At 70.9% G+C, this 26,179-nt stretch carries 22 protein-coding genes; 10 read left to right on the forward strand and 12 right to left on the reverse strand.

Annotated elements, in window-relative coordinates:
- Window positions 1-219: 219 nt before the first annotated feature.
- From HA039_RS33685 to HA039_RS00020, 4 genes are all read right to left on the reverse strand, one after another.
- On the reverse strand, window positions 220-465 hold the full coding sequence (locus HA039_RS33685) for a hypothetical protein (RefSeq protein WP_243868938.1): 246 nt from the start codon (window positions 463-465) through the stop codon (window positions 220-222).
- Window positions 466-2,045: 1,580 nt separating this feature from the next.
- Window positions 2,046-2,465, reverse strand: coding sequence for a hypothetical protein (locus HA039_RS34555; RefSeq protein WP_208298501.1), 420 nt, complete (start codon window positions 2,463-2,465; stop codon window positions 2,046-2,048).
- Between the two features lie 1,551 nt (window positions 2,466-4,016).
- Entirely contained in the window at window positions 4,017-4,883 is an 867-nt protein-coding gene (locus HA039_RS00015; protein ID WP_167021919.1) for a hypothetical protein, read from the reverse strand.
- A 594-nt stretch (window positions 4,884-5,477) separates the two neighbouring features.
- The gene (locus HA039_RS00020) at window positions 5,478-6,209 is read right to left on the reverse strand and encodes an SDR family oxidoreductase (protein WP_167021964.1); all 732 of its coding nucleotides are present in this window, start codon (window positions 6,207-6,209) and stop codon (window positions 5,478-5,480) included.
- Window positions 6,210-6,358: 149 nt separating this feature from the next.
- Here HA039_RS00020 and HA039_RS00025 point away from each other — a divergent pair, with 149 nt between their 5' ends.
- Complete coding sequence (locus HA039_RS00025; RefSeq protein ID WP_167021966.1) at window positions 6,359-6,847, forward strand: RrF2 family transcriptional regulator; 489 nt, start codon at window positions 6,359-6,361, stop codon at window positions 6,845-6,847.
- Window positions 6,848-7,023: 176 nt separating this feature from the next.
- Here HA039_RS00025 and HA039_RS00030 read toward each other — a convergent pair whose 3' ends face one another.
- Window positions 7,024-7,368: a VOC family protein gene (locus HA039_RS00030; RefSeq protein WP_167021968.1), complete on the reverse strand. Its 345-nt coding sequence runs from the start codon at window positions 7,366-7,368 to the stop codon at window positions 7,024-7,026.
- Between the two features lie 139 nt (window positions 7,369-7,507).
- Here HA039_RS00030 and HA039_RS00035 point away from each other — a divergent pair, with 139 nt between their 5' ends.
- The 3 genes from HA039_RS00035 to HA039_RS00045 all read left to right on the forward strand — a co-directional run bounded on the left by HA039_RS00035 (window position 7,508) and on the right by HA039_RS00045 (window position 10,359).
- Window positions 7,508-8,497: a winged helix-turn-helix domain-containing protein gene (locus tag HA039_RS00035; RefSeq protein WP_167021970.1), complete on the forward strand. Its 990-nt coding sequence runs from the start codon at window positions 7,508-7,510 to the stop codon at window positions 8,495-8,497.
- Window positions 8,498-8,847: 350 nt separating this feature from the next.
- Entirely contained in the window at window positions 8,848-9,234 is a 387-nt protein-coding gene (locus HA039_RS00040) for a hypothetical protein (RefSeq protein ID WP_243868941.1), read from the forward strand.
- 198 nt (window positions 9,235-9,432) lie between these two features.
- Window positions 9,433-10,359, forward strand: a complete 927-nt coding sequence (locus HA039_RS00045; RefSeq protein WP_167021972.1) for an NADP-dependent oxidoreductase — start codon at window positions 9,433-9,435, stop codon at window positions 10,357-10,359.
- Window positions 10,360-10,427: 68 nt separating this feature from the next.
- Here HA039_RS00045 and HA039_RS00050 read toward each other — a convergent pair whose 3' ends face one another.
- The 4 genes from HA039_RS00050 to bdeA form a co-directional block, all read right to left on the reverse strand.
- Window positions 10,428-10,841, reverse strand: a complete 414-nt coding sequence (locus tag HA039_RS00050) for a MerR family transcriptional regulator (protein WP_167021974.1) — start codon at window positions 10,839-10,841, stop codon at window positions 10,428-10,430.
- Window positions 10,842-12,119: 1,278 nt separating this feature from the next.
- Window positions 12,120-13,382, reverse strand: a complete 1,263-nt coding sequence (locus tag HA039_RS00055) for a hypothetical protein (RefSeq protein WP_243868944.1) — start codon at window positions 13,380-13,382, stop codon at window positions 12,120-12,122.
- Window positions 13,383-13,391: 9 nt separating this feature from the next.
- Window positions 13,392-16,934 carry a helix-turn-helix transcriptional regulator gene (locus HA039_RS00060; protein ID WP_167021976.1) on the reverse strand — a complete coding sequence of 1,181 codons (3,543 nt, stop codon included), beginning with the start codon at window positions 16,932-16,934 and terminating at the stop codon, window positions 13,392-13,394.
- A 178-nt stretch (window positions 16,935-17,112) separates the two neighbouring features.
- Entirely contained in the window at window positions 17,113-18,045 is a 933-nt protein-coding gene (bdeA, locus tag HA039_RS00065; protein ID WP_167021980.1) for a bis(hydroxyethyl) terephthalate hydrolase, read from the reverse strand.
- Between the two features lie 298 nt (window positions 18,046-18,343).
- Between bdeA and HA039_RS00070 the strand changes: the two genes are divergently transcribed.
- On the forward strand, window positions 18,344-18,517 hold the full coding sequence (locus HA039_RS00070) for a CsbD family protein (protein ID WP_167035842.1): 174 nt from the start codon (window positions 18,344-18,346) through the stop codon (window positions 18,515-18,517).
- A gap of 107 nt (window positions 18,518-18,624) precedes the next feature.
- On the opposite strand, the gene HA039_RS00075 is transcribed toward HA039_RS00070, so the two are convergent.
- Window positions 18,625-19,674: an aldo/keto reductase gene (locus HA039_RS00075; protein ID WP_167021982.1), complete on the reverse strand. Its 1,050-nt coding sequence runs from the start codon at window positions 19,672-19,674 to the stop codon at window positions 18,625-18,627.
- A gap of 121 nt (window positions 19,675-19,795) precedes the next feature.
- Here HA039_RS00075 and HA039_RS00080 point away from each other — a divergent pair, with 121 nt between their 5' ends.
- Window positions 19,796-20,353 carry a TetR/AcrR family transcriptional regulator gene (locus tag HA039_RS00080; protein WP_167021984.1) on the forward strand — a complete coding sequence of 186 codons (558 nt, stop codon included), beginning with the start codon at window positions 19,796-19,798 and terminating at the stop codon, window positions 20,351-20,353.
- A 47-nt stretch (window positions 20,354-20,400) separates the two neighbouring features.
- On the opposite strand, the gene HA039_RS00085 is transcribed toward HA039_RS00080, so the two are convergent.
- Window positions 20,401-20,772, reverse strand: coding sequence for a hypothetical protein (locus tag HA039_RS00085; RefSeq protein WP_167021986.1), 372 nt, complete (start codon window positions 20,770-20,772; stop codon window positions 20,401-20,403).
- A 147-nt stretch (window positions 20,773-20,919) separates the two neighbouring features.
- Between HA039_RS00085 and HA039_RS00090 the strand changes: the two genes are divergently transcribed.
- Window positions 20,920-21,822 (forward strand): helix-turn-helix domain-containing protein, encoded by a 903-nt coding sequence (locus HA039_RS00090; protein ID WP_167021988.1) that lies wholly within the window; start codon window positions 20,920-20,922, stop codon window positions 21,820-21,822.
- Window positions 21,823-21,916: 94 nt separating this feature from the next.
- Here HA039_RS00090 and HA039_RS00095 read toward each other — a convergent pair whose 3' ends face one another.
- On the reverse strand, window positions 21,917-23,437 hold the full coding sequence (locus HA039_RS00095) for an MFS transporter (RefSeq protein WP_167021990.1): 1,521 nt from the start codon (window positions 23,435-23,437) through the stop codon (window positions 21,917-21,919).
- A gap of 116 nt (window positions 23,438-23,553) precedes the next feature.
- On the opposite strand from HA039_RS00095, the gene HA039_RS00100 reads away from it, so the two are divergent.
- The 3 genes from HA039_RS00100 (at window position 23,554) to HA039_RS00110 (ending at window position 26,114) form a co-directional block, all read left to right on the forward strand.
- Window positions 23,554-24,009 carry an NUDIX hydrolase gene (locus tag HA039_RS00100; RefSeq protein WP_167021992.1) on the forward strand — a complete coding sequence of 152 codons (456 nt, stop codon included), beginning with the start codon at window positions 23,554-23,556 and terminating at the stop codon, window positions 24,007-24,009.
- 208 nt (window positions 24,010-24,217) lie between these two features.
- Entirely contained in the window at window positions 24,218-25,246 is a 1,029-nt protein-coding gene (locus HA039_RS00105; RefSeq protein WP_167021995.1) for a DUF4331 family protein, read from the forward strand.
- Window positions 25,247-25,418: 172 nt separating this feature from the next.
- On the forward strand, window positions 25,419-26,114 hold the full coding sequence (locus tag HA039_RS00110) for a type 1 glutamine amidotransferase domain-containing protein (RefSeq protein ID WP_208298502.1): 696 nt from the start codon (window positions 25,419-25,421) through the stop codon (window positions 26,112-26,114).
- Window positions 26,115-26,179: the final 65 nt, after the last annotated feature.

The following is a 26,179-nucleotide window of genomic DNA, read 5'->3' on the forward strand; positions in this document are numbered from 1 at the left end:
CCCGTGAACGCCTCGCCTCAGGGGCCTGCCGGCGCCGTCCCCCACCGGGATCCTCCCGGCCACCACCGGCCGACCGCCGTCCCCAGGCACCGCGGCACCGGCGGTTCGGCCGCGCAGCTCACGAAGGTCACCAGGTACGTACGGGTACGTAGGAAGGCCCGAACCGCTTCCGGCGGTTCGGGCCCCTGGTATGTACGGGGGACTACAGGTGTACGGGGGCTACAGGACGATCTCGATCTCCTGGACGTCGGTGAACTCCACGTCCAGGCCACGGGCGCGACGCCCGTCGTCGCGGAAGTAGTACCGGCCAAGGCCCTCAGCCGCAATCTCAAGAAGATGCTGCTCAGTGTAGGGCCGTCCGTCCAGCGTTGAGAGCCCTCCGTTGACGGAGAAGAATTTACCGTCGGCCCCATCGGTGAAGGCCTTCAGCAGCCGGACATGCCCGATCCGGAGCATTTCATCCACCGTTCCCACTATCACCCAATCAGGGAAAGGGGGCCGCCGAGCGCCGACGGAGCCCCCTTTCCCTGTGCCGATACCCTACTCGGCAGCTGCAATTAACACGGAACGTCACTTCCGAAATCACTCAAAAGATCATCGCGAATCCACCCGGAAACGCCAGTGCTGTCGTTTCTGGTATATGTCCAACTCGCGCCATCATTTCCCACCGTGAAGCAGTGATAGTCCAACCGCTGACCCGAATTTGCCAAACCGTTGATCGCGCACGTGGTGCTGGAACCGCTACGCATGTTCGCTCCGCCCCCGGCGGCATTCCAGCTGCTCGAATCCTTGTCGCTGACTGTCGTGCCGCAAGAGGCATGTGCCGCAGCCGGACCGATTGAGGCCACGGAAGCAAACACCACAAGGACCGCCGCAATTGCGGCAGTAGCCGCTCCCCGCTTCAATGCTTGCACAAACTTCTCCCTAAATTTCGCCGACAGATGTCAGAGATGACATTGGGAGACTGACATGCGCATGCGGGAACTTCAAGACCGCGTCAGCGCTGATGGTTGCCGCACAGGGATATTACATAATTCGACTTCTCCGTCATTTCTGTGAAATACATAATGTCATGATCTGCACTGTTTAGGGACGGGAAGCCAGTGCAGGCACGGTGCGGGTGATCATGTGAGTGACTGGCTGGTCACGCTATCCGCAGCCTCCCGCAATCGGTCCCTGTACGAGTTAAAGGACGGACCCAGCCGGGCCTGCACCTCGATTGGCATACCTCGTTTTACCGAGGGGCCGTGGTCGTCATCCGGTGAACGATCCGACGGCCCGATCGTGACCGATCAACGCCCCTTTGAGGGGATCCTCTTGGCGTATCGCGTGGCATTTCAGCCTTCGATTTGACGAAGTCGGGGCGATCTCTCGCATGAGGCTCGTACATCAGGGAAAGCAGAGATCTGCGTGCTCATCAGGAGTTGCAAGCGTCGAACATTTCGGCGACTGCAGTCTTCTCCGCAGCGTCAAGCCTCGGGCTGTGGCAATACTTTACCCGCCCGCCCGTCCGTCTGCATCATGTGCTTCGCCTCAACGAAGAGGGACTGCTCCGCGCCGCGTCGGAACTGCGGCGGAATCCTGGACGTTACCGCAGTCTCCGGAATCGCCAACAGCAGACTATGAAAGTCCGCCAGCGTCGGCGGAGTACCCACGTGCCGAGGCTGACTACAGCCAGTCCGCAGTGGGACCTGGAGACTCGGGCGTACGGCACGACGGGGGCTTGGTCGCTCATCTGGTTCTCCCGGCAGAGGCCGTCACCTCACCGTGCGGGCGCCGGGCGGTCGTGGATGGGGTCATGGACGGACCCCCTCTACTGGGTGCACAGGGTGCCGGGCGACGGCTTGGGCGGGCTTGCGCAGGGAGGTCCTGTTAGTCCCAGGTGGCGACCACATCGTTGAGGGGTTTCGGCCGTGGCGCGGACACCTGGAGCATCAAACGACTCGGCGATCAGGGGATCTTGTGGCTACCTGATCGTTATGCCGGACACCGACAGATCCATCCCAGACCTCGGCCACAAGGGTCAGGCCGACTGCGCACACCACTCAAGCCGAGTAGCGATGCCCCTGCGTAACGTCCGCTGAATTCATCCCGAGCTGAAAGTCCCCAGCCCCGTACAAACCCCAGGCCAACACATCAAGGAACAGGTCTGATCGTGCGACTACTGAGGAAACGCCGTGGTCGAGCTGTACGAGGTCAACCGCCGCCCAAGGGCGAACCACAGGGACATTGCATGTAAGAACGAGCTGACGCTCCCCTCTGGAAATGACCGCGGCACGGATGTCGGGACGCCACGTCGGACACTCCAGGGCCGCCCACTGTTCACCCCGCTTGTACGACATTCCCTGCGGACGCTCCCGCAACTGACCCACACCACCCTTCACCGTCGCCTTCAGCGCAACAAGCACCGCCGCCATGCCCGGGTCTGCCTGCTTGTAACGCTCCATCGCCGCGAGGAACTCCACGTTCGACAGGTCCCTGGCGACGCCGAGTTCGGCGAGCGTCTCGACGTAGACGCTCCTCGAACGGTCGTGCCACGCTCCAGGTACACCTCCACCGGACGGACCTCATGGCCGAATTCCTGCGCGAAGGCGACGGTATGCGTCTGGTACCAGGCCGGACCGGCCGGGTACCGTCCGGGGTGAACGGCGAGAGAAGCCGGGGGTCGAGCTCGATACGCGAAAGATCGACCAACCAGAAACCGGGCACCTTCTGGTCGAACACCGGCGCACGGAAACGCTCCGCGGCCGACAACCCCACCGTCAGGCACGCCGAGAGGCCTCGAGGAACACGGTGTTGAGGTCCAGCCCGACCGCGAACGGCAGCGTGCACTCCTCGTCACCCAGTAGACCCACCACACGCACCCATTGATATGCCTCCTCGTTCAGGAACCCACCACTCCAGCCACCGTTCACCACCACAGGTTGCTCGGGAGGCGCCTCCGGAGGCGCCGGGTCCACCTGTTCCGTCCCAACGAGCCGGGATTACGCCCTGACACCCAACTCCCCTTCGCCAGGCCCCGCACCGCGCGGGTAGGCGGGCACAACGGCGTCATCAACTCCAGCCCCGAAACAGCGGTGTAACGCCGCGGAGTGATGACCCGCTGGGCATAGACACCAAGGACACCGGCGACACGGCCCGGCTCCATCTCCGCCACACCCAGCCAGGACCACTCGCCAAGAGCCCCCACGACAAAAACGCGAGCTGCACGCACCGCCGCTCACCGCCCTGCGCCTTACGGTAGATCCGCGGCCACGGGTCGAAACCACGCTGAGTGAGCCGCCAACCCGCCACCACCACCTCCTTCACGACCGGGTGCTCGGTGGACAGCCGCAAGGAACGGCACTGGCCAAGTCGCTACAAGCACTCCGGCAGACCCAACTTCACGGCAACCGCACCGGTGAGCACGACCAACGGATCGGAATCCTTACCGTGACGACGCGCCTTCCCAGCCTCCAGACCAGACACCCCCAGCGCCCACTCCACCAACTCCGGAATCGTGACCGCCGGACACTCCCACACAATCCCACCCACCCCATAAGCCCAACCCTCACCATCCAACACCGCGAGCGGACCATGGAGAAAACGCGAATCACCCACACCCGCGCCCGCACTCCGCCGAACAGAACCACGCGACGAGGCACGACAGGCAGAGCGATCCACAACCGCGAAAGACGCAATGGGCGCGGTGGACACGGTTGGTGACGCGGGTGAGGTGCACGAGGCGGACGGAGCAGACGAGGCGGCCAGGGGCGCCTCAAGAACAGGCAGGGAGGGTGCTGCCGACCGCTCCACGGAATCGACAACAGGAGACGGAGACACCAAAGGTGGCTGATATCGAACCGCAAGACCATCCAAACGCTCACCCCTCGGCGCGACCTGGCCCGCCTCCCACGCCACCACACTCGCCACCCGCACACCCGACGCCTCAGCGACCACACTCAAACTCAAACCACCCACCACACGTCCCCCGCTGGTTGGCGATCGGGGAGCAAGGGTCATTCCCGTGGTGGGTGTTAGCTGTTGAGGTCGAACACGCTCCATGTGGTGTACGGCTTGGTCTGGACGTAGATTTTGCTTCCTCGGCTGACGACCCGCCGGCGGCCCGGCGTACGGCCATCGGGCAGGGTGAGCACGCCGACCTCTCCCGGTTCTAGGGATGTTTCGGTCAGCTCTCCGTGTGCGAGTCGGTCCCGTTCCTCGCCGTAGCCGCCGTAGAAGGCGACTCGCTCACCGTGGACGGCCAGCGCTGTGGCGCCCCGTACGCGGTTGGCCCGCACCTTCACGGGCCGGTCGGGGTGGTCGGGGCGTATCTCGACGAGGGGGAAGTCCGTGTAGGGGCAGGCCCAGGCGGCGTTGCCCGACACGTTGAGGGCGTAGCAGTCGAAGAGGCCGGGGATGCGCGCGCCGTCCGACGTCCAGGCGAGTCGGCCCGTGGCGCTCCAGCGGCGGATTCCGGCCGGGTTCTCGTCGAAGTGCCCGACCCAGATGTGGCCGGCCTCGTCCACGAGCAGGTGCTCGATCGCGTCCCCGACGGAGAAGGACGAGGTCTCACGGCCGAGCGCGTCGAAGACCTGGACCTGGTTCGCGTCCTCGTACCGGCGGGTGCGAGACGCGGCGACGACGAACCTGGCGTCGGGCAAGCGGTCCAGGCGCGGCCAGCGCGCCCGCACGGCGCGCAGTTCGGTGAGCTCGACATCGCCGCCCGGGTGGACGGAAATTACCAGCGCGTCGAAGGGCTGGACATCACCGACGGGCTGCGGAGCCTGCTCGGTGAGCAGCCAGTGGGCGGCGCCGACGACGTCGACGGTGCTGGTCAGAACGTGGCGGTCGCGGTACGGGCGAGGGAGCTGGGCGTAGGGAATGAGGGCGGTCTTCTGCACGGGCGGGCTCTCCTTGGGTGGGCAGTCACGGCCATCGAGCGCTGAGGTGAGCGGCGAACGGGCGGCGCGCGGGCGGCGGAGAGCGGAGCGGGGCGCCTAGAGGGCATGGCCCTTTCTGGTCGTCATGAGGTGATCATCGTCGATGTCTGACGTTGCGACAAACCCTTTCGGCCTACTGTCAGATTGATCGAGTGGTGCGAAAGTACGGACCTGACCGCAGTCTGGACAGCCGCTATTGCCTCTCTGGAAGGTGCCTCGGGTTGAGCGCTCGGCTTCGTGGACTTCGCTGAGGATGCGCATGATGCTCCGGACTCGGGCCCGATCGGTTGATCCCCGCGGCTGATGCGGGAGGACGTGTGCCTGAGGCGCTGGGCTGCCGCCGGTCCCGGGTGTCTCGCTCGGTCCAGGTCAGGCAGCTGGTGGTCTCGTGCACATCGGGGAGGGCCGGCGAACGACGTGGTGGAGGGGTGCGCGGGTGGTGTCGGTGGCGGCGATGGCGCCGCCACCGATTGCGAGATGCGTTGCGGCCTGGGGTGGGAGTGGTAAGGGCCCGTCGTCCGCGTATCCGGTCCGGCTCCCTCCTCCGCGACTCGGTCAGGCGAGCCAGTCGGTGTAGCGCGTCGGGGCGATGTGGGCGTCGGGGCGGGCCGTGAGTACGTCGCCCTGGACGGCGGCGAACAGGCCGGCGGTGTTGTCGGTCACGACGCTGCGGCCGTCGGGGTGGGCGGCCAGGGTGATGCGGCCCAGTTCGTCGAGGGGGAAGACGTCGGGGCCCGCGATGTTGCGGATGCCCTGGAGGGGGTTGCCCGACGCGACCTCGGCTACCGCGTCGGAGACGTCCTCGGCCGCGATCGGCTGGAGCGGGGTGGCGGGCAGGCGGACGGTATCGCCGCTGGTGGTCCAGGACAGGGTGGCGTCCATGAACTCCATGAACTGGGTGGCGCGGACGATCGAGTACGGGACCGGGCCGGCCGCGAGGATGTCCTCCTGGAGCGCCTTCGCCCGGTAGTAGTCCAGCTCGGGGACCTGGTCCACGCCGACGATCGAGAGGATGACGAAGTGGCGTACGCCGTGCTTCTCGGCGGCGGCCAGCAGGTTGTCCATCGAGGTCCGGAAGAAGTCGAGGGAGGCCTCATCGAAGGTGGGCGAGTTCGTCAGGTTGATGACGACGTCCGCGCCTGCCGCCGCCTCGTCCAGGCCCTGGCCCGAGATGATGTCGACCCCCGTGGACTGGGAGTGCGGCACCGCCTCGTGGCCTGCGGCGTTCAGCTTCCTCACGACCTGCGATCCGATGAGCCCCGTACCGCCGATGACTGCGAACCTCATGACATGCCTTTCCGCTCGGGAGGTGTGTCCGACAGGTGGCATACATGCCCGTGGACGGGCCGTACGCGCAAACTCGGATACTTGTTGTCCGAGACAATACCCGGATGAATGTTGTCCGGGTCAAGGGCGTGGTGGATTAAAGTGACCGGATGAAGATCTCCGGTGGGGTCGAGTGGGCGTTGCACTGCTGTGTGGTGCTCACGGCGGTCGAGGAACCCGTCCCCGCGGCGCGGCTGGCCCAGCTGCACGACGTGTCGGCCACGTACCTCGCCAAGCAGATGCAGGCGCTGTCCCGGGCGGGGCTGGTGCGGGCGGTGCAGGGGAAGGCGGGCGGTTATGTCCTGACCCGGCACCCCGACTCGATCTCGGTGCTCGACGTCGTGGAGGCGGTCGACGGAGCGGGTCCGGCGTTCGTCTGTACGGAGATCCGGCAGCGGGGACCGCTGGCGAGCCCGCCCGAGGCCTGCTCGGCGCCCTGCGGCATCGCCCACGCGATGGCCACGGCGGAGGCGGCCTGGCGGGAGTCCCTCGCGGGGGTCTCGATCGCGGACCTCGCGCGAGGGGTGGATCCGCCGGGGAGCGGGACGGGCGGGCTCGCCCGGATGGGGGCGTGGCTGACTGCTGGACCGGAGGAGTGAGGGGGGCGTTGGCCGGGGGCCGTCCGGGGCTGGTGGTCCGGGGGGGGCCGCGGCGCTGCGATGGTTCGGGGGTTGGGGCTGCCGCCTGGGTCTGGTCGTTCGGCGGCCGGGGTTGACGCGCTGGGTTGGTGGTCCGGTGGCCGGGCAGTTGGGCCTTTTCGTTATGTGGGGGCGGGTCAGTTGCCTACGAAGCAGAATTCGTTGCCCTCGGGGTCCTGGAGGACCTGGAACCGGCCGTACGGGTCGGCCACCACGCCGCCCACCGTGACCGCCCCGAGCCGTACAGCCTCCGCCGTGGCCTCCTCGACGTCGCCCGCGTTCAGGTCGAGGTGGAGGCGGTTCTTGGCAACCTTGCCCTCCGGCACCAGCTGGAAGGCGATCCGGGCGAACCCGGGCGGGTCGACGTACGACCAGTCAGGGGTACGGTCCACGGGCTCGCCGCCCAACAGGGCCGCCCAGAACCGCGCCAGGGCCGCGGGGCCCGCACAGTCGAACACGATCTCCTCGATACGCGCGTGCATGGTCGTCACCCTACGGCGGGGGCGCACGGCGCGCCGACTCCGCGCCACGTCCCGTCGTGTTGACCGGCGACATCCGTGAACCGGTCGGTGGTTCCTCGGCGTCCTTCGCAGAGAGCGATCGGCGTCGGGGAGAGCACAGGTGCTGCGGATCCATTTCACCAGCGAGGACATCGGGCGGGTCAGGGTCGCCGCCGGACCGGTGCCGGCCTGGGAAATGTTGCTGAGCCTGCACGTACTGCGCGGGAGGGCCGACCATGGTGTCTTCGAGCCCTGGCGGGCCGGGGCGCTCGGGTGTCTCGACGCCTCTTCCCGTCCGCTGCTGGCGCTGGCCCCGCCGAAGGGCTACTCCCCCGACTTCCTCACGCCCTGCGACACCGATGTCGAGTCGGGCGTCGAAGCGGTACGGAGTACCCCCCGGGCCCGGCTGCGCAAGGACATCACGCTCCTGGCCGGACCGGGCGCGGCCGCGGGCGGGCTGCGGCCGCTGGCCGACGGCGACGTGGGCGCCCTTGGCCGGCTGGGCGAGGCGATGCGTACGTATCACGACCGGGCACTGGCCCCTGTCTGGGACCGTCTGCACACGGTGATCTCGGCCGAGCGGGCGGCCCGGGCGGCGGATCTGCTCGACGGCGGTGTGGAGCGCCTGCTGAGCCGTCTGCATCCGCTGGTCCGCTGGCAGGCGCCGGTCCTCTCGGTGGCGTATCCCGTCCGGCGTGACCTCCGTCTGGGCGGCCGGGGCCTGCTGCTCGTCCCGTCGTACTTCTGCTGGGCCCGTCCCATCGCCCTGCGCGACGCGGAGCTGGAACCGGTGCTGGTGTACCCGGCCAACAGGGGGCTGGAACGCCTGGTGGAACCGGCCGGTGACTCGCGCGGGGACGGTCTGGCGCGCCTGCTGGGGGCCACGCGCGCCGCCGTGCTGGAGGAGATCGCCACGACCGGGGGCGTCACCGGTACGGACGTCGCTCGCCGGCTGCGCATCTCGCCGGCCTCGGCGAGCGAGCACGCCACTGTGCTGCGGCACACCGGTCTCATCACGAGCCACCGCACCGCCAACACCGTGTTGCACATGCCGACCCCGCTCGGCCGGGCCGTCCTCGATCGCCGGACTCTGACACCGCGCCTCCGGTGAGGGGGTGGGGCGTTGGGCCTTGACGGGCTGTCAAGGCCGTGGCTGGGCGCTTGGCCGGCAGGTGCTGATGGGGCGGTTCTTCGGGTGGGGCCGAACCGGTTTGTCACGGCCGGGGGGCCGGGGCAGGCTGGTGACTCGTCGTCGGGCTCCGGCCAGGGAGGCGCGTGACCGCACGCCTCGTCCTGGAGACCGTCGTGAGGGGAACACTCGATGCGGGTACGGGGAACCGCGACCGCTCTGCTGTCGGCGGACGCCGCCGCCGGTACTCCGTACCCGTACCGCGTTCCCCGTCGAGACCGACCCGGTGCGCCTTGACCACGCACCATCGACCGCAACACGGGGGTATCACCTTGAAAGCATCCACGCGCAAGCTCTCCGCCGTCGTCACCGGCGTGGCACTCACCGCTCTGGGCACCGTCTTCGCCGGCACGGCCGAGGCGGCCAATCCGTGCTGGTGGGGCGACGGCGGTATGCGCATGTACTGCAACAACGTCTCGGGGGCCACGGTGTACGCCGACCCCAACACGAGCCGTCCGGTCGGCAAGATGTACTCGAACCCGAGCTGGTTCGAGTGCCGCACGGACACCGGCGCCTACGTCGGCGGGCCGCATCCGAACCGCTGGCTCTACACGCAGGCCGACAACGGTCAGTGGGGCTGGATGAGGGACACCGACATCTACAGCGAGACCGACCCGGTGCCCACGCACATCGGCAACGGTATTCCTCAGCTCTGCTGACGTCGGGCGATCACGCCTGCTCTCCGCTGTTGCGTCAAGGGGGGCGTGGTACGCGAGTGTTGGCGGCGGCTCGGGTGTGGTGGCGGTTCCGGAGCGTGGGCTGCGTCACAGGACTTGAACCTGACATTGGTGTCAAGGATTAGCTTTTCATCGTCCTCGGCCGACCGGCGGGCGAGGGCGGTGAGAGGGGAATCCGCCATGAGTACAGCCCTGGGGTACCGGGCCTTCGGTGGCGCCGATGTCCAGGAGTTCTTCGACCGGCCCGTTCCGTCGCCCGGGCCGCACGAGGTCCTGGTCCGTGTCGTGGCCGCGGGGGTCAACCCGTTGGATCATCTGCTCCGGTCCGGACACGTCCGGGCCCTGAACGGCCACCTTCCCTTTCCGCAGGTCCTGGGAATGGAGGCGGCGGGGACCGTCCTCGCGGTGGGTGCTGACGTGACCGGCCTGGCCGTCGACGACCGGGTCGCCGGATTCGCTCTGACCGGCGCCGGTACGTACGCGGGGACGACCCTGTTGTCGGCCGGGGCCACGGCCCGTATCCCTGACGCCGTGCCGGAGACCTGGGCGGCCACCATCCCTGTCGCCGGGACCACCGCGCTCGACGTTCTGGACCAGGTCGCGTTGCCCGCCGGGGCGTCCGTGCTCGTGAACGGCATTGGTGGTGGTGTCGGGATCGTCCTCGCCGAGATGGCGCGGGATCGCGGGCTGGTGGTGGTCGGCACCGGCAGTGCGGCCAAGCGGGAGCGGGTGGCGGCGACCGGTGCGCTCTTTGTCGACTACACGGCGGGCGATGTCGTGGACCGGCTCCGGGAGTACGCGCCGGGCGGCTTCGACGCCGTGCTCGACATGGTCGGGGGTGCCTCCCTGCGGGCCGTTGCCCCGCTGGCGGCGAAGGCTGAGGCGCTCGTCTCCGTCACCGATCAGTCGGTCGCCGAACTCGGTGGCGCGTACGTCCGCCGCCGTCTCGACCGGAGCGGCATCGAGCGCGTCGCGGAGCTGATGGCCGACCGGCGGATCGATCCCCACATCACGGCGAGCTATCCGTTGGCCCGGGCGGACGAGGCGCTGGCCCTGGTCGAGTCGGGCCACGCGGCGGGGAAGGTGGTCATCGACATGCGGCTCTGATCCGGCACTGCGGCGTGACGACGGGGTTCTGGTCTCACGCCGCGTCGTGACGACGCGGCTCTCTCACCTCACGACGGGCTGTGGTGTTGCGCTTGCGCGGGAGCGGGGAGGGGGTGGCTCCGGTGTTCGCCGAGTCGGTACCGGGTGTTGGCCTCGATCACGGCGTCCAACGAGTCCCGGGTCTCGACGAGTCGGCTGATGTCGGCGGTCAGACGGTCCCGCTCCCTGACCATGGTGGTGAACGCCTCCTCGGCCACGTCGGCGCCACCGCTGTCCACGCACGGCATCAACTGGGCGATCACCCTGCTCCCCAGTCCCGCGTCGAGCAGCCGCCGGATGAGATGGACGCGTGCGACCTCCGCTTCGGAGTAGAACCGCTGCCCGCCGCCGGACCGCGCGCTGTGGATCAGGCCCTGTTGTTCGTAGTACCGGAGCGACCGGGCGCTGGCCCCTGTCAGCCGGGCCAGCTCTCCGATTCGCATGGTCGGCGGGGAGGATGTTGTGTAGGTCACGAGGCGTCCCTCCCGCGGGGTGGCCGGTCCCCTCATGGCTTCAGCCTAATGCCCGGGCGGTAGGTGGCTGTTCGAGAGCAGTCGGCTCATGGGCTGGCGTTCCTCGTGTACTTCTGTTCGTGGAGCGGGGCGTGCTCCCCTGGTCGTGGCTGCCGTGCGGTCGGCGGGAGCGAGCGGCTGACCCGTCACTGCGTGGACTTGCCCTTCGAGTTCGCCTCAAGGGCGCGGGCTCTGGGGTGCGTTCGACGTCTCGCGTTCAGCGCCCGCGAGGTGGTTCTCGGGCGGACGTACGCACTCATGGGGGTCGGCCCCGAGGTCCGCGATGCGCTTCGCGGACTCTGCGCGATTTTTAGTGGAGCGGGCCGTTGAACAGCAACTTCGACGGATCCTGCTCGACGGGGACATCGCGCGAAGGGAATCATGGGTGGGTGACGTCGACTGAAGCAGCAGCGCGTGCCCTCCAGGACCATGCGGCTCTCTGGAGCGTGGGAGACGTACGGGCGAGCGACGTCGTCCTCGGGAGTTCGTCTTCCGGCTTCACCAGCGACACGGACACAAGCTGGCCCTGACCGAACCCCGAGGCCGTGGTTGCTCTGGGGTGGGTGGTCCGCGCGCGGGCGGGCTTGTGTGCGGAGGCCCGTGCAGCGGGCCTCGCTCACGGTGTTGCGGTAGTCGGTCCCGCTGCGGAGCCGGCACGTCCGCTGACGTTCGACATCAGCGCCCCGGGGCCGGTCGCGGGCGCTGGCGGTTGGGGCTGTGAGGGGTGCCCCTCGGGGGTCAGCCCGGCTCGGGTGGTTGGTCGGCCAGCGACGGGCGGAGTTCGTCTGGTCGACGGACACGTGCGTGTTGGGCTGGACGAGGGGGTCGGGGCGCTGGGTTCGGTGCGTGTCGAGGTCGGACCCGTATGACGAGGGTGATGCGGGAGTGGCTGTCAGGGGGACGTGCGGACTGTACGGGCTAGGTGGGGTAGCGCTCGCGTTCCTTGGTGCTCTGGTAGAGGGGGAACCACGAGGACTGGGGTGTCCAGGATTTGCCGTGTCGCGCGGGGGAAGATGCCTGGTTCCGTCGAGTGGCCTCTCCTGGGCGGCGCCAGCGGCTGACGCGCTCCATGGGCACGGACGTCTGCCGGGCCCCAGTCCGTGAGGCTCTGCGCGACTCGACAGCGGTAGCTACAGGAGTGCCATCGGGCTTGAGTCCGCGCCGGGGTTTGGGCTGGGCGTTCCGCTTATTGCTTGTGGGGTGGGGCGGCTACGCCGTCAGCTGTCGGTGCGCTCCTTGGGCTCTCAGTAGGCGGATCGCCGCTACCTGGTGGTGGCGGGGGCGGTTTGGGGTGAGGAGTTTGTGCAGTGCCTCCAGTGGGATGCGGTGGGCCGAGGGCAACAAGGACGCCGTTGCCTGACGGACCACTGCTGCCGAGGCGTCGTCCAGGAGGGGGCGTACGTCGTCGAAGCGCGTGGCGTCCAGGGCTCGTAGTCCTGCCACCGCGTGGGCGCGCACGGCGGGGGTCGGGTGGGTGAGGAGGGATCGGACCAGGTCCGCGTCCTCGAGTGTGCCGCACTCGCCGAGGCCTGCCGCGGCGACGGGGTGGGGTGTGGGGTCGGCGCACAGCGTGCGGTACAGCGGTGCGGGGTCGGTGCCGCCCTGGCGGAGTACCCACCGGGCGCACGCCCGCACCACGGCGGACCGGTCGGTGAGATACGGCTCGGCGTCGGCGTGCCGGCCGACCCGGCGCAGTGCGGTCACCCCGGCCGACCTCACCCAGGCGTGCTTGGATCCCAGGAGTACGGCGACGACCTCGGCGAACCCGTCCGGGGAGCCTTCGGCGAGGGTGGCGACGGCCGCGTCGGAGCAGAGGTCCCGCACCGCGACGTCGTCGTGGCGGGCGGCGGTGCGCGCGAGCCGCTTCGCGGGGAGGAGCCCGCGTGCGACGGCGGCGCGGTGCGCGAGGCGGGCCACGGCCCGGTCGTCGCTGCCGAGCAACGCCTCGACCCGAGCGGCGGGGCCCTCGCGCAGCGCCCTGGCCAGCAGCTCCTGCGCGAACCCGCCTCGCGACCGGCGGCCGACCCGCAGGATCAGCGCGGCGTGCGCGGTGAGCCGGTCCGGGGGCGTCCCGGCCAGGAGGGCGCGGGCCCGTTCCCGTACCGGCCCCGCCCAGTCCGCGCACCGGACGACGATCAGCGGAAGGAGCGCGGGCCGCCCGTCGGCCAGGTCGAGCGCGGCCTCGCGGGCGCGGCCGTCGGGGTGGCAGAGGGCGAGGGCGAGTTCGGCGTCGTCCGGCTGCCGGCTCCAGGTGAAAGTGGGCAACTGAGTGTCGCGATCCCAGCGCAGGCGCCGTCCGGACGGCGAGGCGTTCGAGTGGAACAACTCCGGTTGCGAACGGGCCAGTTCGCGCACCCCGGAGTCGAGGTCGATCCAGGAGTCCGGGTCCGACCCGTCCAGCGCCTGGTCCGGGGCGGTTCCGGCGGCCAGTTGTCCGATCGCCTCGTACGGGGCGTTCTGGCTGGTCGGCATGGGGGAAGTCTATTCGGTGGCCCGCTTGCGGGACACGGAATAGACCCGGTCGAGGTGGTGGACCAGTTCGGTGCGGGAGCGGATGCCCAGGGTGGCGAACACGTTGCGCAGGTGGTGGTCGACGGTGCGGGGGCTCAGGGACAGGCGCAGCGCCACCTCGCGGTTGGTGGCCCCCTCCGCCACGCAGCGGGCGATGCGCTGTTGTTGGGGGGTGAGGGTGCTGAACGGGCCTGTTCCGCCGGGGTGGTGAGCGTGCGGGTCGGTCACCGTTTCGCCTGCGGCGCGCAGTTCGCCGCGTACGCGTCCGGACCAGAGGTCGGCGCCGCAGCGTTCGAAGGCGATGAGGGCGTCCCGCAGCGGGCCTCTGGCCTCGCGGGTCCTGCGGCGGCGCCGGAACCAGTGGCCGTGGAGCAGGAGGGTACGGGCGCGTTCGAAGTCGCCGGTCGCGTGTTCGTGCCGGCGCAGCGCCTCCTCGTACCATCGCGCGGCCTCACCGGCGGGAGCGAGCAGGGCCCGGCAACGGGCCAGTTGGGCGGGTGCCTGCGGGTCGGCGGTGTGGGCCGCCCAGACGGCGAACTCCTCGACGGCGGTGCGGGCGTACGACTCCGCGCCCTGCCCGGCCAGCACCGCGGCCTCGACGTAGCAGGGCACGGCCGGCATCCGGACGGCGAAGTGGCCGCCCCGGGGGCCCGGCCGGACCAGCGGTGCCAGGCGGGCGGCCGCTTCCGCGCACCGGCCGTCGGCCAGGGCGGCGCGGGCCACGGCCCAGTCGGCGAGCGAGGCGGCCTGGGTGAGTCCGTGCGGTCCAGCGTCGGCCAGTGCCGCGCGCGCGTGGGTCGCGCAGAGCGCGGCGTCGCCCTCGACGGACGCGGCGAGGGCGAGTACGGCGTGCAGGTGGGCCATCGCGTTGCGCTGTCCGAGCCGTCCCGCCACGGCGAGTCCCTCCCGGGCGTGGGCGCGGGCCCGTGCGTGGCGCCCGGCGCGCAGCTCGCCGTAGGCGAGGTGTTCCAGCGCCTGCGGCAGCAGGGCGTCGGCCCCCCGGGCGCGCACGACGGCCAGGGCCTTGGCCCCTGTCCGGCAGGCGGTGTCCACCTCGCCCAGCACCAGGGCGACGACGCCGGCGCGTAACAGCGTCTCGGGCCCGGCGGGGAGGCCTGGTTGTATGGGTCCTGGAGGTTCGCCGGGTTGCGCCGGCTGACCGGGCTCATCGGGTGTCCCCGGCTTCGCGGGACGCTCGGGCACGCCGGGGTCCCCTGGATTCCCTGGCTCCCCTGGATTCCCCGGGCCTGCGGGATCCTTGGTGCGGACGGGCGGTCGTGTGCGGGGCCGTGTCCCGGCGGGGGAGCCCTTGCTCGTCCCTGCGGCGACGTCCTCGCCGGTCCCGCCCTGGATCCGCGGGCCGGGCAGCGGGGTGGCCTCGGCGTCCGGCTCCGGCGTTGGGCCGGTCCGGGTGTCGCTGTCGCCCGGCTGGCCGTCGTCTCCTCCGCCCCACGGCGGTCCGATCGTCCGGCCGGCCGCCGGGCGGCGGCTCGGGGTGCGATCCCGGGGGGTGGTCCGCGCCTTGGGTTCCGTGCCCGTGGGAGCCGTACCCGATGGTGGCCGGTCGGCAATCGTCACCACGACGCCGTCCGTGGGCGCGCTGGTTCCTGCCGTGCGGCCGAAGCCCGCCGCCCGGCCGGTACTCGGCGTCGCGACAGCGCCCGTCGTGGCGCCGGGGCCCGACGTCCCGGCAGAGCCCGACGTCCCGGCAGAGCCCGACGTCCCGGCAGAGCCCGACGTCCCGGCAGAGCCCGACGTCCCGGCAGAGCCCGACGTCCCGGCGGCTGTCGCCGCCCGGGCCGCCGGGTCCGTACCAGGAGGAGACGCCGGAATGCCGTCGGGGGCGGACGCCTCGTGGGGGACGGGGGCCTTCATCGTGTCCACGTAGCCGCGCAGCAGCGTGAGTCCCTCTACCGTGCGGCCCGACAGGAGCGCGGACATGCCCGCGCGGTACGAATCGAGCGCCGGGTCCGCGGGGTCGGGACGGATCCGGTCCAGCGCCTCGCAGACGGCCGGTGCGTCGCCCATGGCCCAGGCCGCCTCCGCCGCGCCCAGCAGCGCGGTCACCGCCCGGTCTGTGTCCTGGGCGAGGAGCAGCTCGGCCGCCGTGAGCAGGGTCTCCCTGGCGTCGGCCGCCGGGCCGTCGCGCAGGGCAAGCAGACCGTGGACATAGTGGGCGCGTACCGGCGCCGGTACGGTCCGCACCCGTGCCAGCAGCAGGCGGGCCTCCCCCGGCCGCCCGGCGAGCCACGCGTGCTCGGCGGCCGCGCACAGGCGCGCGCCGCGCAGGACCTCGTCCGCCGTGAGCCCGGCCGCGTGGACCAGTGCGGTGGCCCGGTCGGCGTACGAGCGCGGCGGGGCGGCGGCCCGGGTCAGGGCGTCCGCCAGCGCGGTGTCGGGCCCGGGCGCCGCGCACGCCCGTTGGACCAGGCGTGGCAGGGCCTCGTGGGCGCCGTCCAGGGCGGCGGCGAGGGTGCGGTGTGCCGCGCGGCGCCGGGCGGCGGGCGCTGTTCGCAGTACCGCCGTGCGCAGCAGGGGGTGGGTGAAGCGGACCCGGCCGCCCGCGCTGCGTATCACCCCGGCGTGTTCCGCGGGCGCCAGCAGGCCCGGGCGGATCCCGGCCGTCCGTCCCGCTCGCAGGACCAGTGCGGTGTCCGCGCCCGCCCCGTCCGGTTCGTGCTCGGCCGCCGCGGCGGCGAGCAGCAGCAGGTGACGGGTGTCGTCGGGCAGTGCGTCGAGGCAGGCGCCGTAGGCGTCCAACAGGTCCTCCCCGCCGGGCAGCGGTCGCGGCAGGGGCAGGTGGCCCGAGAGGTGCGCGGGGCTCAGGTGCTCCACGAGGGCGGTGAGGAGGCGGGGGTTTCCCGCGCCCTCGCGGCGCAGCTCCTCCCGGACGGCCGGGTGCAGTTGACGGTCCGTCACGTCGTTGAGCAGGGCGTCGACGGCGTTGTCGTCCAGGGAGTTGAGGCGCAGCGCCGGCAGGCCGGCGAAGGTGTCGGTGCCGGGGGTGTGGTCCGCCGCCGTGAGCAGGACCGCGACCCGGCCGCGGGCGGGCAGCCGGCGAACCGCGAACGCGAGCGCCTCGCGGGACGCGGGATCCCAGGCGTGGACGTCGTCCACCTGGACCAGGAGCGGTTCACGGGCGCCCAGGTCCGTCAGGCGGCGGAGCAGAGCCGTACCCGCGGGTCCCGCCCGCACTCCCGCGCCGAGCGGGAGGCGGAGCGGCACGGCTGCCGGCGGGGGCGGGTACTGCGCGGAACCCAGCAGCACGTCCAACCCGCCGTAGGGTACGAGCCGTTCGGCTTGCGCGGCCGCCGCGTGCAGGACCGCCCCTCCCCCGTGTGCGGCAGCGGTGTGTGCGAGCAGCGCGCTGCGGCCGAGGCCCGGTGGGGCGGTCAGGACGAGCGTGCTGCCGTGACCGGCTCGCAGGCGGTCCAGCAGCGTTCCCAGGATGGCCAGTTCACCACGGCGGCCGTACAGCGGGCGTGAACTACGCACGGTCGTCGATGAGTTCATTCCGGTGACGTTACTTGCGCGTAACGAACGCCGGAAGGCCCGCGTCCACGGGCGTGGGGCCCGTGGCGCGGGTCCTGGGCGCCGACCCAGCCGGGGCGGCGCCCGACTGTGCCCGGGCACAACCGGACGGACGGTGGGTCAGCGGCCGGGGCGGCGGGTCGGGAGTGCAGGAGACGGGTCAGGAGTGGGGGCAGTTGCCCCGGTACTCCTCGATGGTCACGCTCGGCCTCGGCAGCGGGCACAGGAACTGCTCGTAGCGGGTGTCGTCGTCGATGAACCGCTTCAGCCAGGAGATGCTGTACTTCGCGATCGTGGTGTTCGAGGAGTTCGGTGTGAAGTGCGTGGCACCGTTGAGCTCCAGGTACGCCTTGTCCAGGGAGCTGGGCAGTGAGGTGTAGAACGGCTCCGAGTGCGTGGCCACGGGTGCGACCGTGTCCCCGTCCGCGCCGATCACGAGGGTGGGCGTACGGAGCTCGGGCCAGGACTTGTCGGTGTTCCAGCCGGTCAGCGGGATGGCGGCCTGGAGCGAGGGGCGGCTCTTCGCGGCCTCCAGCGTTCCGCCGCCGCCCATCGAGTGGCCCATGACGCCCAGGCGGGTGGCGTCGATCCGGGTGCGTACGGACGAACGCTCCGTCAGGTAGTCGAGTGCGGCGAGCAGTTGGCGTCCCCGGCTGTCGGGCTGGTCGAGGGTGGAGTTGGTGTCGATGGTGAACACGACGAAGCCCTGGGAGGCGAGCCGGGGACCGAGCCAGGAGATGCTGGACTGGGTCGCGGTGAAGCCCGGCGAGATCACGACGGCGCCGAAGGTGCCGTCGGCCGTGCTGGTGGGGTAGTAGACGGTCCCCCCGCCGAATCCGGTGACGCCGAGCGAGGAGACGGACGTCTGGGAGACGGCGTAGGAGCCGCGGGCGGCCTCGATGCTGGACACCGAGGGCGCGGGGCCGCGCTCGTACGGGTTGGCGGCGGCCTGGGCCCCGGCGGTGCCGGGAACCAGTGCCGCGACCAGCGCGGCGGCGGTGACCGCACCGGCCCACAGCGTGCGGGGGCCGGTGCGGGGACGGGTGCGAAGGCGGGAGCGGACCGGGGTGCGGGCGTCGGAGAGCGGGTGCACTGGGGGGCCTCTCGGTCGGGGCGGGGGCACTCCGGTCGCTTGGACTCACCGGATGGACACCGCCGTACGGACTGGCAGTGGCCACTGTCCCCGCCCGCCCGGCACCCCGGCATCGGCGACTTCACCGGTCTTCGCGGTGAGTGTCCTGTCCGCACGGGTCGCCTGAGGGATTCCGGGTTCTCCGGGGCCTGAGCGGCCCGCGGAGTCCCGCGACCGTGTCCGAGGTTTAGGCGGCGGTGTACGGGCGAGGCGAAAGGTGTCCGGCGATACTCGACGAGCAAGACAGGGCGTGAGCGCGATGAAGGACAACGAGAAGACCGAGGCGAAGGTCGAGCAGGCCAAGGGCAAGGTCAAGAAGGCGGCCGGCCGTGCGGTGGGCAACGAGCGCCTGACGGCCGAGGGGCGTGCCGAGGAGTCGAAGGGCGACGTGCGGCAGGCCAAGGAGAAGGTGAAGGACGCCTTCAAGGACTGACCTGTACGGCCTCGAACCGAGGGGCATGACCGACGGTGGGGTCCGACCGGCTACGGCTGGTCGGACCCCACCGTCGTCGTGCGGGGCGGGGTGGGCGCCCCGGCACGTCAGACGTGGGCGTAGCCGGGTATGCCGGCCTTGATGCGGTCCATCTCGCGCGCGTCGGAGATGCCCTGGAAGTCGTACCGGGGGGTGTACGGGGCTTCGAGGCGGCGGGCCTCGTCGGCGGACAGGTCGAGATCCAGGGAGGCGACGGCGTCGTCGATCTGCCGGATCGTACGGGCGCCCACCAGCGGGGCGGCGACGACCGGGTTACGGCGCAGCCAGGCGAGCGCGACCTGGGCGCGGGAGACGCCCCGGGCGTCGGCGACGGCGCCGACCTCGTCGAGGATGGCACGGTCGCCTGCGGCGTCGGCCGCGTACAGCAGGTCGGCGTAGGAGCCGTCGGTGGCGGCGCGTTCCGTGGCGTGGGCCCGGTCGAAGGGGCGGGCGAGGCGGCCGCGGGCCAGGGGGCTCCAGACCATGGTGGCGACGCCCTCGTCGGCGCAGAGCGGGAGCATCTCGCGCTCCTCCTCGCGGGCGAGCAGGTTGTAGTGGTCCTCCATGACGACGAAGCGGGCCCAGCCGTGGCGCTCCTGGAGGTGGAGGAGCTTGGCGAACTGCCAGGCGTGCATGGAGGACGCGCCGAGATAGCGGGCCTTTCCGGACTTCACGACCTCGTGCAGGGCTTCCAGGGTCTCTTCCGGCGGGGTGTCGTTGTCCAGGCGGTGGATCATGTACACATCGACGTGGTCGGTGCCGAGGCGGCGCAGGCTGTGGTCGATCTCGGACATGATGGCCTTGCGGGACAGTCCGCCGCCGTTGGGGCTGCCGGGCCGCATGGTGTGGCGGACCTTGGTGGTGATGACGACGTCGTCGCGGTCCGCGAAGTCGTTCAGCGCGCGGCCCAGGATCTCTTCGCTGGAACCGTAGGAGTACAGGTTGGAGGTGTCGAAGAAGTTGATGCCGGATGCGAGGGCGTGCTTGATCAGCGGACGGCTGGCCTCCTCGTCCAGGGACCAGACGGGGTGGCCCCGCCCGGGGTCCCCGTAGGTCATGGCTCCGATGGCGACGGGAGAGACGTCGAGGCCGGTGCGGCCCAGCTTGATGTAGCGCATGGAGGGGCTCCTAGAATGTCCGGAGGAGTAAACGGAGAGATCTCCGGTCGGCTTGTGCCACGCTAACGGAGAACTCTCCGTATCGCAAACGAATGATCGTCCGAGTACCAGGAGGCCTTCCATGTCCGACGCCGCGCCGCAGCGCTCCGACGCGGTGAAGAACCGCGCGGTGATCCTTCAGGTCGCCCACGACGCGCTCGCGGAGTCCCCGGACGCCTCGCTCAACTCGATCGCCAAGCGCGCGGGCGTCGGCCCGGGGACGCTCTACCGGCACTTCCCCACCCGTGAGGCCCTGATCCTGGAGGTCCACCGGCACGACACGGAGCGCCTCGTCGCGTCCGTACCCGACGTACTCGCGGCGCACCCCCCGCTGGACGCGCTACGGCAGTGGTTCACCACGCTCGCGAGCTATGTACGCATCAAGCACGGCCTGGGCGAGGCCCTGCACTCGGCCGCCGCGCAGGAGGTGGTCAGCGCCTCGTGGCCGCCCGTCACCGCCGCGGTGAAGCAGCTCCTCACCGCCTGCGAACAGGCCGGCGAGGTGCGTCCGGGCATCGATCCGGTGGACGTCATCATGCTCATGAGCTGCCTGTGGCGCACGCCGGACAACGCCCAGGGCGCCGCCCAGGCCGGGCGTCTGCTGGAGTTGGCGATCGACGGCTTCCGGCCGAAGAGCTGAGGTCCACGGGTGGCCGGGCGCGTTCACGACCCGCCGGAGGCCGGCCTTCAGGATCCGTACGCGAAGACGAGGCACAGCGCCGCGAACGGCACGACGGACAGGCCGAGCAGCGTCAGCGCCGCCGGGACCGCCGCGGTCGGTCGCGGCTTGCCCCGGCGCCGGCCCGAGAGGAACACCCGGCGGGCCAGGACGAGCGGGAGCGCCACGAGGGCGAGGCCCAGCACCGGCACGACGAACCGGCTGAACGTGGTGAGGCCGGTCTCGGTGACCGCGTGCCACACGTTCAGCGCCGCGACCCAGACCGGGCCGAGGAGCAGGACGAACGAGAGGACCGACGCCACCGTGACGGTCAGCCTCTCCGTCAGTCGTTCGGCCCGTGAACGCTCCTGGCGCGCTTCCGCCGTCGCGTCGTGCTCCACGCCTGTTCCCCCAAGTCCGGTACTCCGGTCCCCCGTTCACCGTGATGATCGCATGAGCCCGGCGGCCGATCCCCTGCTTGTTCGTTCCCGCTGCCTATCCATGGCAGGGGCAGGCTGGGCGTCCCGGCCCGGCCCATACTCGGATCCATGAGCGGAAAAGTGCAGCTCGGGGACTTCTTGCAGACGCGGCGCTCGCAGCTGCGTCCCGAGGATCTCGGAGTACCCACCTACGGCGAACGCCGGCGCGTGCCGGGCCTTCGGCGCGAGGAGTTGGCGCTGCTGGCGGGTGTGAGCGTCTCGTACTACACGCGGCTGGAGCAGGGTCAGTCGCTCAACGCCTCGCCCCAGGTGCTGGACGCGCTCGCCCGGGCCCTGCGGCTGGAGGAGGCGGAGCGCCTGCACCTGCACAACCTGGCCAGGTCGGCGCGGGCCGCGGGTCGCGGGCGGCGGCCCGCGCCGGAGCGGGTCACGGCGGCGACCGGCCAGTTGCTGGACGCGCTGGGGGACGTACCGGCGATCGTGACCGGTCGTCGGGGCGACGTCCTGGCGTGGAACCGGCTGGGGCACGCGCTCTTCGCCGGGCACCTGGATCCGGACTCGGCGGACCGGCCCGCCGAACGTCCCAACATGGCCCGGCTGGTGTTCCTCGACGCGCACACCCGCGAGCTGTACGCGCACTGGAGGGGCAAGGCGCGGGCCGTGGTGGGGAACCTGCGCCTGGTGGCGGGCCAGTACCCGGACGACGCCGCGCTGCACGAGCTGGTGGGTGAACTGAGCGCGAAGAACGCGGACTTCGCGTCGATGTGGGCCGACCACCGGGTCAAGGCCTGCGCCGTCGCCACGTACGAGATGCGTCATCCGCTGGTGGGCCCGCTGACGGTCACGCAACAGACCCTCAGTCAGGGCACGGGCCAGAACATCGTGGTGGCCACCGCGGAGGCCGGCTCCCCCGCCCGTACCGCGCTGGCCCTGCTCGCCCGGGCGGTCACCGAGGGCGCTCCGGTACGGTCCGGGGCCCCGCCCCGGCCCAGGCGCGCCGACCTGACCTGATCCCGCGAGGGGCGGGCCGCGGCACGTCCGGCGCGCGTCCGAGGCGGTCGGCGGGGAGGCCGGGCCCACCAGGCCCGGGACTCCCCGCTCCGGGTCAACGCGCCTGAGTGGTCGGTGAGTTGTCGGCTTCGGGCGTATCCGGTGCCTGCGGGGCCCCGTCGTCCTGCCGCGCCGAGAGCGGCGCGGCGATGTCCTCCAGCGACTTGCCCTCGGCCGCCACGGCGAAGAACCACGCCACGATCCCGGCCAGCACCATCAGCGTCGCACCGACGCAGAACGCCGTCACCGCGTCGCTCACCACACCGCTGTCGGTGAGTTCGGCGAAGAGCAGCGGGCCGGAGATACCGCCGGCCGCCGTACCGATCGCGTAGAAGAAGGCGATCGCCATGGCGCGGGTCTCCATGGGGAAGATCTCGCTGACGGTGAGGTACGCGGAGCTGGCGCCGGCCGAGGCGAAGAAGAGGACGACGCCCCAACAGACCGTCATGGTCGTGGCGTTGAGCCAGCCGTTGCCGAACAGCCAGGCGGTGACGAACAGGAGGAGCCCGGACAGCACGTACGTGCCCGCGATCATCGGCTTGCGGCCCACGGTGTCGAAGAGCCGGCCGAGGAGCAGCGGGCCCAGGAAGTTGCCGAAGGCGATGGCCGCGAAGAAGTAGCCGGTCGAGCCGCTGGAGACGTCGAAGAACTTCACCAGGATCGAGCCGAAGCCGAAGGTGATGGCGTTGTAGAGGAAGGCCTGGCCGATGAAGAGCGAGAATCCCAGCACGGCGCGCTTGGGGTACTCACGGAAGAGCGTCCTGCCGATCTCGATGAAGCCGGTCGAGCGCCGTTGCTCGATGGTGAGGGCGCCCGCCGGTTCGGGCAGCGGGCGGCCGGTCTCCGCCTCGATCTCCTTCTCCACCCCGTCGACCAGGTCGTTCGCCTCGTCGGACCTGCCGTGGATGAACATCCACCGGGGGCTTTCCGGCACGTGGCGCCGGACGAGGAGGATGACCAGCCCCAGGACCACGCCGAGGGCGAAGGTGAGCCGCCACCCGAGGTCCTTCGGGAAGATGTCGGTGTTCAGTGCCAGTACGGAGAGCAGCGCGCCGCCCATCGCGCCGAGCCAGTAGCTGCCGTTGATGATGAGGTCGACGCGGCCGCGGTACTTGCTGGGGATCAGTTCGTCGATGGCGGAGTTGATGGCCGCGTACTCCCCGCCGATGCCGAAGCCGGTGAGGAAGCGGAAGAGGAAGAACCACCAGACGGAGAACGACACGGCGGTGGCGGCGGTCGCCGCGAGATACACGGCGAGGGTGATGAGGAAGAGCTTCTTGCGCCCGTACCGGTCGGTGAGCCAGCCGAAGAACAGCGCGCCCGCGCAGGATCCCGCTACGTACAACGCGGCGGCCAGGCCGGTGACCTGGGCGTCGGAGATCGGCAGGCCGCTGCCGTCCTCCGAAAGGCGACTGGCGATGTTGCCGACGACGGTCACTTCGAGGCCGTCGAGGATCCACACGGTCCCCAGGCCGATCACGATCATCCAGTGCCAGCGCGACCAGGGAAGCCGGTCGAGCCGCGCGGGAACCTTCGTGGTGACGGTCCCGGTGACCGCTTGTCCGGATGGGGTCATGTTCAGCCTCCTGCCTGACGGCGACCCCGGCGGCGCCCGAGGTGCGGCGTCCGGCTACCCGTGGCCGAAAGACACAAACGCCGTGCGGGTCGCGGGGGGTTCGGTAGCCTGCGGGGATGAGCTTCCGGCTGGCGGCGTACGCCCTGTGTGTCGAGCGGGGCAGCGTGCTGCTCGTCCGTCACCGCTCGGGGAACTGGAGCCTTCCGGGCGGCAAGGTCGAGCACGCGGAGGACCCGTTCGACGCCGTGGTCCGGGAGGTCGCCGAGGAGACCGGATGCGAGGCGGTGGTGGAGCGCCTGCTGGGGGTGGACTCGCGGGTGATCCCGGCGGCCGTGACGCATGCGGGGACCGAGCACCAGAACGTCGGTGTCTTCTACCAGGTCCGTCTTGTCAGCGGTGAGCTGCGGCCCGAACCCGACGGCGAGACGACCGGGTCGGTCTGGACACCGATCCCGGACGTCGCGCGCCTGCGCAGGTCGTCGCTCGTCGACATCGGCCTCGCCCTGGTGCGGGAGGCCCCCGCGACCGGCCACGTCGCCGCCGTGCCCGTCGGCGGCCTGGTCCAGTACTAAGGCCCGGTCCGGCGCCGAGGGCCGCCGGCGCCGCTCGCCGCGCGGGGGTGGGCGGGAGGGGTAGTCTGTTTTTGGGGGGAAAGTCGCCCTTGGGCGGCCCATGATCTGGGTGATGGTGCGCCGGTTCGCCCGCGCTGTGGTGCCACCGCCTCTGCGACACCACGGCCTCCCCGAGTGCCACGGCGCGGAGTGTTCTGGAGTCAGTGCGATGTCCCATCACCTCGATTCCCCGGCGGCCAGGGCGGACGCCCGGTTGAACATCTCGGACCTGTACGTCTTCCGCGGCGAACGCGGCACCGTCCTCACGATGAACGTCTGCTCCGACGCCGCGGGCCCCGATGCGCCCAAGGGCTTCCACCCGGAGGCCCGGTACGAGTTCAAGATCGACGGTACGGGTGACGCCGTCGAGGACGTGGCCTTCCGCCTGCGGTTCGGCGCGCAGGACGCGGAGGGGTCGCAGGCCGTCGAGCTGTGTCGCCTCGTGGGGGCGGAGGCGTCCGACGACATGGCGGAGGGCACCGTGCTCCTGACCGGGACGACGGGCCGGGTCGTGGGCGCCCAGGGCGGTCTGCGGCTGTGGGCCGGCCGGGCCGGTGACCCGTTCTGGATGAACCCCGCCGTGGTGGAAGCGGTCGGTCAGGCCTTCCAGCACGGCACGGACGTCGAGCTGCCCGCGCCGGACGGCGAAGAGGTGACCAGCCTGTTCTCGGGGAAGAAGGTACGGTCCATCGTGCTCGAACTCCCGGACGACGCCCTGCTGCCCTTCACGCGCGGCCGGGACATCGGCGTCTGGGGTGTCACGGCGCTGGCCACCGACGCCGGGGGCTGGCACCGGGTCAACCGGTGCGGCCTGCCGATGGTGTCGCCGATCTTCGCGCAGTTCGACGACGAGCTGGCGGAGAAATTGAACCGGACCGAGCCCGCCGACGACATCCCCACCTTCGGCGCGGAGATCACCGACCGGGTCGCCGCCGTGGTGGGCGTCCGCGGGACCACGTCCGATCCGCACCACTACGGGCAGGAGGTCGCGGACCGCGTCCTCCCCGACATCCTCCCGTACACGATCGGCACCCCCGCGGCCTTCGGCTTCGCGAGCTTCAACGGCCGGGCGCTGAACGACAACGCGGGCGAGGTCATGTTCTCCCTCGCCACCGACAGCGCCTTGAGCATCGGGCTGACGAAGGACGCCGTCGACGCGCCGCCGACCCCGTACTTCCCGTACGTGGCCGCCGCCTGACGCGGCAACCCGGGCGGCGCGGGGGCCCGTCCGCCTCCCGCATGCGTGCCCGAGAACGTGTGCCTAGGGTGGAAAGCACCGTAAACGCACTGGAATGCGGACGACAGCTCCCGGACCGTCGGGCCGAACCCCCACACACGCCTGTCGGGCGGGGTCGAGAGGCGGAGGCGTGATGGCGAAACTACTGTTCGTAGTGAGCGGGGCCACGTACTGGGTGCTCAAGGACGGCACGAGGTACGCGACGGGCTACTGGGCCGAGGAGTTCGCGGCCCCGTACCGGGCGATCACCGAGGCCGGGCACGAGGTGGTGGTCGCGACGCCCGGTGGGGTGACCCCGAACGTCGACATGATGAGCCTGCGCCCGTCGATGGCGGGCGGTGAGAAGGGCGCTCTCGAACTGGAGGAGATCATCCGCTCCGCCGAGGTGATGCGGCGCCCCCTCAAGCTGTCGGACGTACGGCTGGAGGATTACGACGCGGTCTACCTGCCGGGCGGCCACGGCCCGATGGCGGATCTGTCGTTGGACGCGGACGCCGGGCGGTTGCTGACGGCGCAGCTCGCGTCGGGCAAGCCGCTGGCGATCGTGTGCCACGCGCCCGCCTCGATGCTGTCCACCAGGATCCACGGGGTGTCGCCCTTCAAGGGCTACAAGGTCACGTGCTTCACCAACGAGGAGGAAGAGGCGGTGGGACTGGCCTCCAGGGCGACGTGGCTGCTGGAGGACGAGTTGAAGGACAAGGTCGGCGTCGACTTCAGCCGGGGTCCGATCTGGGAGCCGTACATGGTGGAGGACCGCAACCTGATCACCGGGCAGAATCCGCACTCGGCCGCGATCCTGGCGGAGCGGTTGCTGAAGATCCTGGTGTGAGGCGCGGTCACCTGACCGGTCCGGGATCGGCGTGATCAGCACGACCACGTCGCCGGGCCCCCGGA

This window comes from Streptomyces liangshanensis (assembly GCF_011694815.1).
Classification (GTDB): domain Bacteria; phylum Actinomycetota; class Actinomycetes; order Streptomycetales; family Streptomycetaceae; genus Streptomyces; species Streptomyces liangshanensis.